Origin of the sequence: Ornithinimicrobium cavernae, from assembly GCF_003121625.1 — a bacterium.
Lineage (GTDB): Bacteria > Actinomycetota > Actinomycetes > Actinomycetales > Dermatophilaceae > Ornithinicoccus > Ornithinicoccus cavernae.
Genome location: NZ_QDDJ01000008.1, coordinates 37466 through 46589, shown reverse-complemented (window position 1 = coordinate 46589; position 9124 = coordinate 37466). Strand labels below are relative to the sequence as shown.

4 protein-coding genes and 1 CRISPR repeat array (1 of these 5 only partly in view) are annotated in these 9124 nt (G+C 73.3%); of the genes, 3 read left to right on the top strand and 1 reads right to left on the bottom strand.

Features of this window, described 5'->3' with window-relative positions; translation table 11 throughout:
- Positions 1 to 4097: a CRISPR direct-repeat array (repeat unit 28 nt; unit sequence GTCCGCCCCGCGCGAGCGGGGATGAGCC) (it extends 1486 nt beyond the left edge of the window).
- Positions 4098 to 4744: 647 nt separating this feature from the next.
- The gene (gene sepH, locus DA085_RS10480) at positions 4745 to 6136 is read right to left on the bottom strand and encodes a septation protein SepH (protein ID WP_109472924.1); all 1392 of its coding nucleotides are present in this window, start codon (positions 6134 to 6136) and stop codon (positions 4745 to 4747) included.
- Positions 6137 to 6233: 97 nt separating this feature from the next.
- Here sepH and DA085_RS10475 point away from each other — a divergent pair, with 97 nt between their 5' ends.
- The 3 genes from DA085_RS10475 to DA085_RS10465 are packed head-to-tail and all read left to right on the top strand — an operon-like array spanning position 6234 to position 9112.
- Positions 6234 to 6908 (top strand): trimeric intracellular cation channel family protein, encoded by a 675-nt coding sequence (locus DA085_RS10475; RefSeq protein WP_109472923.1) that lies wholly within the window; start codon positions 6234 to 6236, stop codon positions 6906 to 6908.
- Positions 6905 to 8143, top strand: coding sequence for a ferrochelatase (locus DA085_RS10470; RefSeq protein WP_109472922.1), 1239 nt, complete (start codon positions 6905 to 6907; stop codon positions 8141 to 8143). The genes DA085_RS10475 and DA085_RS10470 overlap by 4 nt, the downstream gene beginning before the upstream one ends.
- Before the next feature lie 9 nt (positions 8144 to 8152).
- Complete coding sequence (locus DA085_RS10465; protein ID WP_154402164.1) at positions 8153 to 9112, top strand: aminotransferase class I/II-fold pyridoxal phosphate-dependent enzyme; 960 nt, start codon at positions 8153 to 8155, stop codon at positions 9110 to 9112.
- The last annotated feature ends 12 nt before the right edge of the window (positions 9113 to 9124 follow it).

The following is a 9124-nucleotide window of genomic DNA, read 5'->3' as shown; positions in this document are numbered from 1 at the left end:
TGAGCCGGGTGGCGCGACGGCGGTCGATAAGGATCCGACGTCCGCCCCGCGCGAGCGGGGATGAGCCCGCTGACCGCACCTGGATCGGGCCGAATAGTTAGTCCGCCCCGCGCGAGCGGGGATGAGCCCTCGTGGGCGAGGGTGCCCTCGTCGAAGACATCGTCCGCCCCGCGCGAGCGGGGATGAGCCCGTGCCGGTGGTCGCGGCTGCATCAGCGGCGGAGTCCGCCCCGCGCGAGCGGGGATGAGCCCATGTTCGGGGAGATATACCTGGCCGCCAGGGCGTCCGCCCCGCGCGAGCGGGGATGAGCCTGGACACCCACCGCGCTGTGTGGGTGTGGAGAGGTCCGCCCCGCGCGAGCGGGGATGAGCCTCTTCTCCCGGCGTTCATCGGTGGCGCCGCTGCGTCCGCCCCGCGCGAGCGGGGATGAGCCCATCTGCAGCTCGGCCTCGTCGCGGGCGTACTCGTCCGCCCCGCGCGAGCGGGGATGAGCCCAGTCACATCACATTGCTGCCGGAGGTCTAGCGGTCCGCCCCGCGCGAGCGGGGATGAGCCGGATGGCGAGCGCATCCGCGTCCCTGCCGAGGAGTCCGCCCCGCGCGAGCGGGGATGAGCCCGTTGACGAGGCGTGCTGGTAGCCGCGGGTGACGTCCGCCCCGCGCGAGCGGGGATGAGCCGAGGCCCTGGACCGTCGCGAGGAGTTGCAGGGGGTCCGCCCCGCGCGAGCGGGGATGAGCCCCAGGCGCCGGCGTACCCGCCGGTGGAGTTGATGTCCGCCCCGCGCGAGCGGGGATGAGCCGTCGCTGCGAGTGTCCTGCCCGAACAGCGCACCGTCCGCCCCGCGCGAGCGGGGATGAGCCTGGCGGCGGGGTCCAGGTCGCCGACGAGGCCGTGTCCGCCCCGCGCGAGCGGGGATGAGCCCCTCACCGGCAAGGACACATGGAAGCAGTACCCGTCCGCCCCGCGCGAGCGGGGATGAGCCGTCGCCTACGAGCGCGCCGAGCACTACGGCATCGTCCGCCCCGCGCGAGCGGGGATGAGCCCATCTCGTCGGCCTGGTCGGCCTTGCGTCGGAGGTCCGCCCCGCGCGAGCGGGGATGAGCCCGGATCCTCGGCGTGGCCCTTGAAGCGCCACCCGTCCGCCCCGCGCGAGCGGGGATGAGCCGGTCCAGCCGACCGCCTGGTGGGCGCGGATCACGTCCGCCCCGCGCGAGCGGGGATGAGCCGTTCAATGTCGGGGCAGACAGCAGGTGCATGTAGTCCGCCCCGCGCGAGCGGGGATGAGCCCAGCACGACCGTGACGCCGCCGAGGATGAGGCCGTCCGCCCCGCGCGAGCGGGGATGAGCCCGACCGGACGCAGGAGAGCGCGCGCTGCCGGGAGTCCGCCCCGCGCGAGCGGGGATGAGCCCATCGGTGTCGTCTGTCCGGTCGGCTCCGGTGTGTCCGCCCCGCGCGAGCGGGGATGAGCCGTTCGACCCCTTCCTCGAAGTCGTAAGAGGTCTGTCCGCCCCGCGCGAGCGGGGATGAGCCCAGATCGCAGCAGCCAGACAGCGAGCACGAGAGGTCCGCCCCGCGCGAGCGGGGATGAGCCCCCCGAGGCTGAGACGCCCGGGCTGATCCCGACGTCCGCCCCGCGCGAGCGGGGATGAGCCGTAGACCGGCGCCCCGAATCCGTCGTAATAGGTGTCCGCCCCGCGCGAGCGGGGATGAGCCGGCAGGCGCACCCGGCGCGTGACGCTCGGCACGGTCCGCCCCGCGCGAGCGGGGATGAGCCCATCTGCAGCTCGGCAGCGTCGCGGGCGTAGTCGTCCGCCCCGCGCGAGCGGGGATGAGCCCGGATCTTCTCCTCTGCTGCGATCGCGGCGCGGGTCCGCCCCGCGCGAGCGGGGATGAGCCGGCACCATGATCTACGCCTTGCACCGCATCGGCGTCCGCCCCGCGCGAGCGGGGATGAGCCCTCGCGGAACGCCAGCTGCGGGCGACCGAACAGGTCCGCCCCGCGCGAGCGGGGATGAGCCCGCCTTGCACCGCTTCACAACGGAGGTGATCAGGTCCGCCCCGCGCGAGCGGGGATGAGCCCAGGTGCTGATCCGGAGTGGGTCTGCCGAACGTGTCCGCCCCGCGCGAGCGGGGATGAGCCCTCACCGTTGAGGGTGGAGATCTTCTCCGCGGCGTCCGCCCCGCGCGAGCGGGGATGAGCCGTCGGCGCTGATCCTCGCTCAGCTTCTGCGCCTGTCCGCCCCGCGCGAGCGGGGATGAGCCCCTGCTGCTCCGCAACGTCCCGAACACTCCCCCGGTCCGCCCCGCGCGAGCGGGGATGAGCCGGCATCGCCCATGTACATCGCATTGAGGCGGATTGTCCGCCCCGCGCGAGCGGGGATGAGCCCCGTCACCCGGTCCACCTCGACCAGCGAGGCGTGTCCGCCCCGCGCGAGCGGGGATGAGCCCCACGCGGCCCATGCCGCCAGTGGCAGCCGGAGAGTCCGCCCCGCGCGAGCGGGGATGAGCCCACCTGATCCGAGAAACAGACGAGGAGGACTGAGTCCGCCCCGCGCGAGCGGGGATGAGCCGTCCTGCGTCATGCTGCGTTCGCGGAGGAGCTTGTCCGCCCCGCGCGAGCGGGGATGAGCCGTCATCACTCAGAAGATGGTCACGACGGCGGACGTCCGCCCCGCGCGAGCGGGGATGAGCCCATGAACATCGACCTGGACGAGGAGATCGAGGCGTCCGCCCCGCGCGAGCGGGGATGAGCCGTTGTTGCCCAGCCCGACGACCGCTGCGCCGATGTCCGCCCCGCGCGAGCGGGGATGAGCCCACCCGCAACACGGCCAAGACCAGCGACAGAACGTCCGCCCCGCGCGAGCGGGGATGAGCCGGGCTCGGGTACTGGGTGCCGTTTGAGTCGATCGTCCGCCCCGCGCGAGCGGGGATGAGCCCTGGCTCCACCAACTCCGCAAGCGGGACGTGCGGTCCGCCCCGCGCGAGCGGGGATGAGCCCCGGCATCGTGGTTTTCGTCGGTCCGAACGGGTGTCCGCCCCGCGCGAGCGGGGATGAGCCCTGCGCCACCGTCCCAGCCGGGCCAGTCGTCTGGTCCGCCCCGCGCGAGCGGGGATGAGCCCGGGTCGGCCGTGGCCCCCTGCACGCCGAGCAGGTCCGCCCCGCGCGAGCGGGGATGAGCCGCCCTACACAGCCAAGGACGGAACCACCACCTGGTCCGCCCCGCGCGAGCGGGGATGAGCCCCTCGAAGGAGCGACCATCCAGGAGCCGGACGGAGTCCGCCCCGCGCGAGCGGGGATGAGCCGACGGCGTCGACACCGCCGATGGACTGCTCCAGGTCCGCCCCGCGCGAGCGGGGATGAGCCCGTCGAGTCGCGGTCTGCCAGGGGCGAGATGGCGTCCGCCCCGCGCGAGCGGGGATGAGCCCCCGCTGCCGCCGACCATGGTGATGTCGTAGTAGTCCGCCCCGCGCGAGCGGGGATGAGCCGTGGTGCGACACGGTCCTGTGGATGCAGGCGAGTGTCCGCCCCGCGCGAGCGGGGATGAGCCCTGCCCGCCCGACGACGTGCAGGTCGGACAGCGGTCCGCTCCGCGCGAGCGGGGATGAGCCCGGTCGCAGGCCAGCAGCGCTGTCTCCGTCGGCGTGCGCCCCGCGCGAGCGGGGATGAGCCCGACGACACCGCCCGCACGGGTGCGTTCGCGACGTCCGCCCCGCGCGAGCGGGGATGAGCCCTCGGCAGCGGACATGCCAGCGACCCGCGCGAAGTCCGCCCCGCGCGAGCGGGGATGAGCCGGCATCCCGCCGGGCACCGGTGCGGCAGTGGTGGTCCGCCCCGCGCGAGCGGGGATGAGCCGCGCCAGAGCCAGGATGACGCGGGTGAGAATCTGTCCGCCCCGCGCGAGCGGGGATGAGCCGTCGGGGATGCGCCGCACCTGCACCCGCCCCGTGTCCGCCCCGCGCGAGCGGGGATGAGCCCATCACCGTCCACCAGGGCAACGGCGAAACCCTGTCCGCCCCGCGCGAGCGGGGATGGGCCCTGCGTCCCGCTCACAGCGCATGTAATAGCAGGTTCGCCCCGCGCGAGCGGGGATGAGCCGTGCGTGGCGGTGGCTCACCGGCCGAGGCGCGCACGTCCGTCCACCGCGAGCAGTGGTGAACTGTCCTACGCCATCGCCAAGGCGCCGGCCGAGGCTCGCGGTCTCTAGGGGCATTCTCGTTCCAGCCACCGCGCGACGGTAATGGCATCCACAGCCGTTTCAGCTTCGGCCAGCTGCTTGTTCATGCTTGTCACAAGGGCCGCGGCTGCAGCTTCAGCTCCGTGCTCATCGGCTAGTGAACAGACCTGTTCTTCATCCTCCGGGCTGAGGTTTCCCCACCACGACATCACTGCGGTGTCGGCCCACCATGCGTCACTGCCGACCTCTTCAACGCTCCCGTTAAGCGTGACATCTGCGTCGTCGGAGGGTGGCTCTCCACCATATTGGGCTGGATTACTGGTGCTCTCCTTGGCGGCGGCCTCGGGGAGTTTGCATCAGGAGAGGTGGGCTGACCACTCCTTTGTGGCGCTTCCGTGACCGCGCTGCCGCACCCCGAAAGCGCTAGTCCCGCAGTACTGCTGCAGTGACTGCCCATCGCTTCATCGCTCCAGTCTCCTTCTGTGCACCTCTGTCTGGAGCCACGAGAACCTGGGATCGCCACGTGGGTGGTGATTGGCTTGTGAACGCCCAACCCACAGCGCGCAGGCTAGCGCCGGTCCTTGGCGCCGAACATGATGTCGTCCCAGCTCGGGACGCCCGGGCGGCCGTCCTTGCGCTTGGCCGGCTTCTTCGTCGGCTCCGGTTCCGGGGTCGGCTCGGGCTCGGGAGCGGAGTCCGGCTCAGGGTCCGGCTCGGACCCTGACTCAGCGGTTGGCTGAAGGTCCTCGGTCGGGTCGGTCTCTGCCCGTGCCCCGTCAGTCGGCTCCGGGGCGGACTCCAGGTCACCGGTCTCAGCCGCACCAGGAGCGGCAGACTCCTCGAGATCCCCACCCAGCTCGACCGCGTCCTCGGCGACCGGCTCGGCACCGACCTCGGCCTCGACCGCCTCGTCCAGGTCGGTGTCGTCGCCCCCGAACAGGTCGGCCAGTGTGGCGTCCTGCGGCGCGGTGTCCGGATCTGTCTCGGTGGGCTGGCCGAACGGGTCACCCTCGTCGTCGAAGTCGAACTCCACGTCATAGCTGGTGGTGCCGTCGGCAGGGTCGACGTCCTGCTCCGGGCCGGCGGCGGCACCGTCGTCGGAGTCAGCAACGTCGGAGGGAGGGAGCTCGGTTGCGGCGCCGGGCGCGGGAGGCTCACCGTGCGCGGCGGGCGGCAGGCCCATCGTGTCGGGGTCGTAGGCCAGGTCCTCCAGAGGCAGCACATCCTCGGGGGCGTGCTCCAGCTGAGGCAGTCCCGCAGGGTCGGACGTGCTGGTCGAGGCCTTGCGGCGACGGCCGCGGGACCGGGAGCGCTCCCGCATCGAGGTCATCAGGTCGACCTCCTCAGAGGCCCCACCGGTGCCGAGCAGCGCCTTGCCCGCCGCGCTGCCGGGCAGCGCCTGCTCGTCCTCGCTCAGCCAGCGGGCCTCGTCATCCAGGGCCTCGACGGTCCGGTCGGCGGGGTCGAAGCGCCAGGCACCGGAGCGCTGTCGTTGCCCGGCAACAAAGCTGACGACCACGGTCCAGGAGCCACCCTCGGGGCGGGTCGCGTCCCAGCCCACGTTGTCCGTGTCGACGCCACGGGCGGCCAGGCGCTCCAGCACCCGGGAGCCCAGCGTCGGGTGGCCACCCTCGGTGGCGCGCCCACGCACGTGGGCGGCCTGCGCCATACCGGAGACGTGCTCGCGCTCGGCCAGGATCGGGCCCTCGAACCGAGCGATCCGCTCGGCCGGCCAGCCGGTGATCTCGGCGACCTCATCGGGGCTCTGACCTGCGCGGATCATGGCCTGCACGTCACGCGGGCTCAGTGGGGTGGCCGGGGCGTCCGGCGGGGCGCTGCGCGTGCGCAGGGCTGCGCGCAGCCGGGCATCGATCGGCAGGAGCAGCTCCGTGCCGTCGGGCGACGACAGGACCAGGTGCTGCCCGTCCTCGTGGACGGCAGTGAACCGCAGCTGCTCCATCAGTCTCTCCTCGTGTCGACCGTGCTCCGACTGTGCCACTTCTCACCCCTCGCGGGAAGCAGGCCACGCCGCCCGGAGGGCTACCTTAGGCATAACCATGGTGACCCAGGACTACGACCTCCAACTGCTGCTCGACATCCTCGGGGTCTTCGTCTTCGCGCTCTCCGGCGGCCTGGTCGCGGTGCGCAAGGGCCTGGACCTCGTGGGTGTCGTCGTGCTCGCCTGGGTCGCTGGCCTGGGTGGCGGCATCATGCGCGACGTCCTGCTCGGTGACACCCCGCCGGTCGGCATCAGCGACTGGCGGCTGCTCGTCCCGGCGGCCCTGGCGGGTCTGGGCACCTTCCTCTGGTACCGCCACCTGCGGTCCGTGCTGCCCCTCCGCGCCGACGTGCGGGCCAAGGTCATCGGTCGCTCGGTGCGCGTGCTGGACGCCGGTGGCCTGGCGCTGTTCGCGGTCAGTGGTGCGCTCAAGGCGCTGGAGTTCCAGGCCGGCGCCCTGGCCGCGGTGCTGCTCGGTGTGCTCACCGCCACGGGCGGTGGTGCCCTGCGTGACGTCCTCGCCGGCCAGGTGCCGGAGGTTCTGCGCCGCGAGCTGTATGCCATCCCCGCCCTGATCGGCGCGACGCTGATCGTCGTCGGGCATGCTCTGGACATCCTCACCCCCCTACTCATCTGGGGCGCCGTCGCGCTGGTCTTCGTGATCCGGATCGCGGCCGTCGCCCTGGACCTCAATGCCCCAACCGCACTGCGCACGACAGGAGACGACCGATGAGCGAACCGATCGCCGATCCCACCGACCCCGGCCAGGAGGGCACCGCACCGCCCCCCGCCGGTATGCCGCAGGGCCAGCCCCGGGAGACCGCCGAGACCCTCGCCGAGCTCGAGGAGGAGGTCGCCCACGCGGGCACGGGAGAGGCCGACCCCTACGACGCCGTCGTCCTGGTGAGCTTCGGGGGTCCCGAGGCACCCGAGGAGGTCATGCCCTTCCTACGGCGGGTCACCCGAGGGCGCGGGATCCCCGACGAGCGGCTGGAGGACGTGGCCGAGCACTACCACGCCTTCGGCGGCAAGAGCCCGATCAACGACCAGAACCGCGCGCTGCTGGCGGCCCTGGGCGAGGAGTTCGCCCGCCGGGACATCAGCACGCCGCTGCTGTGGGGCAACCGCAACTCCGAGCCGTTCCTCACCGACACCCTGCGTGCGGCCGCAGGGGAGGGCATGACCCGGTTCCTGGCGGTGACCACGAGCGCCTACTCCTCCTACAGCTCCTGCCGGCAGTACCGCGAGGACATCGCCGAGTCGATCGCCGAGCTGACCGAGGAGGGCACGCCGGTGCGGGTCGACAAGGTCCGGCAGTACTGGAACCACCCCGGCTTCGCCTCCACCAACGCCCGCCTCGTCACCGAGGCGGCCCGCCAGGTCCGGGACAGGACCGGCGTGCTTCCCCGCCTGGTCTTCGTCACCCACTCCATCCCGAACGCGATGGACGACACGTCCGGACCCGGTGACGGTGAGGGCAACGTCTACAGCGCCCAGCACGAGGCCCTGACCCGTGCGATCACCGAGGAGATCCGGGCCACCCTGGGGGAGGACGTGGTCGGCGAGCTGACCTACTGCTCCCGGTCCGGCCCGCCCACCCAGCCGTGGCTCGAGCCGGACATCAACGACCGGTTGCGCGAGCTCGCCGGCGAGGGTGTGCAGCAGGTGGTCCTCGCGCCGATCGGCTTCGTCTCCGACCACATGGAGGTCATCTTCGACCTCGACACCGAGGCGCAGGAGACCGCGGCTGAGGTGGGCATCCAGGTGCTGCGCGTGCCGACCGTGGGCATCGACCCGCAGTTCGTCTCGGGCCTGGTCGACCTGGTCGTGGAACGTGCCGCGGAGGCGCGCGGCGAGTCCCCGGAGCGGCCGTCCTGGCCGGTGGCCCAGCCGTGGCCGTCGGTCTGTGCGCCAGGCTGCTGCCCGAACCTGCGCGTCGCCAAGCCCGCCGCCTGCGGCGCGGACTGAGGAGCCGGTATGTCCCGGGTGCCCCACGACGCGGGGACCCGCGCCAGCGCGACCCCGGTTCCTGCTGCCGGAACCCACGGGGGCGACGGGCTCGCGGTGGCGCGGGCCCTGGGGCTGGACCCCGCCGGGTTCGTGGACCTGTCCCAGAACATGAACCCGGTGGCACCGGACATCGCGCCGCTGGTCGCCCGACACCTCGACGCGCTCGGGCGCTACCCGGATGCCCGGGAGGCGACCGCCCTCCTGGCCGCGGCCCTGGGCGTCGGGCCGGAGCGGGTGCTCCTGACCAACGGGGGCAGTGAGGCGATCCACCTGGTCGGCACCGTCCTGGGCGGGCACGTCCGCAGCGAGCCGGAGTTCGGCCTGCACCCGCGGGGACCCGTCGGGACGGGGCCCGTGTGGCGCACGGACCCACACAGCCCCACGGGCCTGCTGGCCGGCCCCGACGAGCACGCCGACGTGTGGGACGAGGCGTTCTACGCCCTGGCCACCGGTCGCTGGAGCGCTTCCCGGCCGGGTGTCGCGGTCGGATCCCTCACCAAGACGTTCCACTGCCCCGGTCTGCGGCTGGGCTACGTCGTGGCCGCCCCGGAGCTGATCGAGCGGCTCGCTCGCGCGCAACCGCACTGGTCGGTGAGCACCCTCGGCCTGGCGGTCCTGCCCGACCTGCTGGCCCGTGCCGACCTCCCCGCCTGGTGCCGGGCGATCGCGGGACTCCGCGGCGAGCTGGTCGACCTGCTCCGCGGGCACGGGCTGACGGTGCGGGCCGCCGACGCGCCCTGGGTCCTGGTCGAGGAGGCCAGGGGCCTGCGGGAGCGCCTCGCGCCGCACGGGGTGCTGGTCCGCGACTGTGCCAGCTTCGGCCTGCCCGGCACCGCGCGGGTCGCGGTCCCCGGTGCAGACGGGCTGGAGCGCCTGGACCGTGCGCTGCACCGGGCCCTGGCCGGGGAGGTCCCGGGCGCTGTGTAGAGTGCCAGCGTC